At 64.5% G+C, this 1,937-nt stretch carries 3 protein-coding genes; all 3 read left to right on the forward strand.

From position 1 onward, the window contains the following. Positions 1 to 1,032: 2-oxo acid dehydrogenase subunit E2 (locus AC1DSA_RS26045; RefSeq protein ID WP_477894173.1), on the forward strand; the 1,032-nt coding region annotated here is incomplete at its 5' end. Positions 1,033 to 1,047: 15 nt separating this feature from the next. Next, a complete protein-coding gene (locus AC1DSA_RS26050; protein WP_477894175.1) occupies positions 1,048 to 1,638 on the forward strand; it encodes an MFS transporter in 591 nt (196 codons plus the stop codon). Then, positions 1,639 to 1,937 (forward strand): biotin/lipoyl-containing protein (locus AC1DSA_RS26055; RefSeq protein ID WP_477894177.1); only part of this gene is annotated, 299 nt, incomplete at its 3' end.

The following is a 1,937-nucleotide window of genomic DNA, read 5'->3' on the forward strand; positions in this document are numbered from 1 at the left end:
GCCGCGATCGGCGCGCCTGCGCAAGCCGCCGTCGCGGCCGGTGAACGGACGCCGCCCACGGCCGCGCTGCCGCCGCACGAGCCGGGGGGCGCGACCGGCAACCTGYCGCACGCCTCGCCTTCCGTGCGCAAGTTCGCGCGCGAGCTGGGGGTGCCGTTGGAGGAAGTGAAGGGCACCGGACCCAAGGGGCGTATCACGCAGGAAGACGTCCAGGGCTTCACCAAGGCGGTGATGGCCGGGGATGCGCGCACCAAGGCGGCGTCCGCCAAGGCCCCTGCGGGTGGTGGCGGCGGCGAGGCCCTGGGCCTGCTGCCCTGGCCGAAGGTGGATTTCGCCAAGTTCGGCGCCATCGAGCGCAAGCCGCTGTCGCGCATCAAGAAGATCAGCGCGGCCAACCTGCACCGCAACTGGGTGATGATTCCGCACGTCACCAACCACGACGATGCCGACATCACCGAGCTGGAAGCCTTCCGCGTCGCGACCAACAAGGAAAACGAGAAGTCCGGCATCAAGGTGACGATGCTCGGCTTCCTCATCAAGGCCTGCGTGGCGGCGCTGAAGAAATTCCCCGATTTCAACAGCTCGCTCGACGGCGAGGACCTCGTCCTCAAGAGCTACTACCACATCGGTTTCGCGGCAGACACGCCCAGTGGCCTGGTGGTGCCCGTGATCAAGGACGCGGACAAGAAGGGTGTGCTGCAGATCAGCCAGGAAATGGCCGAGCTGGCGAAGAAGGCCCGCGACGGCAAACTCAGCCCTGCCGACATGTCGGGCGCGACTTTCACGATTTCTTCGCTCGGCGGCATCGGCGGTCGGTACTTCACCCCGATCATCAACGCGCCGGAAGTCGCTATCCTTGGCGTCTGCAAAAGCCAGACCGAACCGGTCTGGGATGGCAAGCAGTTCCAGCCCCGCCTGATGCTGCCGCTGTCGCTCTCTTGGGATCACCGGGTCATCGATGGAGCGTCCGCAGCGCGCTTCAACGCCTACCTGGGACAGATCCTGGCGGATTTCCGCCGCGTCCTTCTCTAAGAAATACAAGAATCGATGACAACAGTTGTGGTGGTGAAGAAAGCCGGGCAGGTCGCGATCGCCGCGGACACCCTGGTGACCTTCGGCGACACACGCCTCGCACACCGTTTCGAGGACAACACCAAGATCTTCAAGGTCGACACCGACGATGGGCCCAGCTACATCGGCATGGCGGGGACCGTGGCGCACTTTCCGGTGCTGCGCAAGGCGATGAGTTCGATGCCGCGCGAGATCTTGAAACTGGGCAGCAAGGACGAGGTGTTCGACACCTTCACCAAGCTGCATCCGTACCTCAAGGACAACTTCTTCCTCCAGACGAAGGAAGAAGACAGCGACCCCTACGAGTCCAGCCAGTTCAGCGTGGTGATCGCCAATGCGACCGGCATCTACGGGCTCTACAGCTACCGCGAGGTGTTCGAGTTCAAGGAGTTCTGGGGGATCGGCTCGGGCCGCAGCTTCGCCCTGGGGGCGATGCATTCTTCCTACGCCAAGGCCAAGACCGCGCGGGAAGTCGCGGAAGCGGGGATCGCGGCAGGTTGCGAGTTCGACCGGAATTCCGAACTGCCCTGCGACATCTTCACCATCAAAGCGAAAGAGGCAAAGTAAATGCCCGTGACGGAAGTGAAAGTCCCCGACATCGGCGATTTCAAGGAAGTGGCCGTGATCGAGGTGCTCGTGAAGCCGGGCGACACGATCAAGCAGGAACAATCGCTCGTCACGGTGGAGAGCGACAAGGCCTCGATGGAAATCCCCGCATCGCAGGCCGGCGTCGTGAAGGAACTGCGCGTGAAGGTGGGCGACAAGGTGTCGGAAGGCACCGTGCTGCTCACGGTGGAAGCCGCCGCGGGCGCCCCCGCGGCCAAGGCGGCGCCGGCGCCCGCACCCGCTGCGGCGGCCCCGGCGAC

The organism is Ramlibacter sp. P4_H7 (assembly GCF_056400765.1).

Coding starts and splice junctions, on each gene's coding strand:
- AC1DSA_RS26050 (WP_477894175.1), top strand. CDS start 1,048: ATGACAACAGTTGTGGTGGTGAAGAAAGCCGGGCAGGTCGCGATCGCC.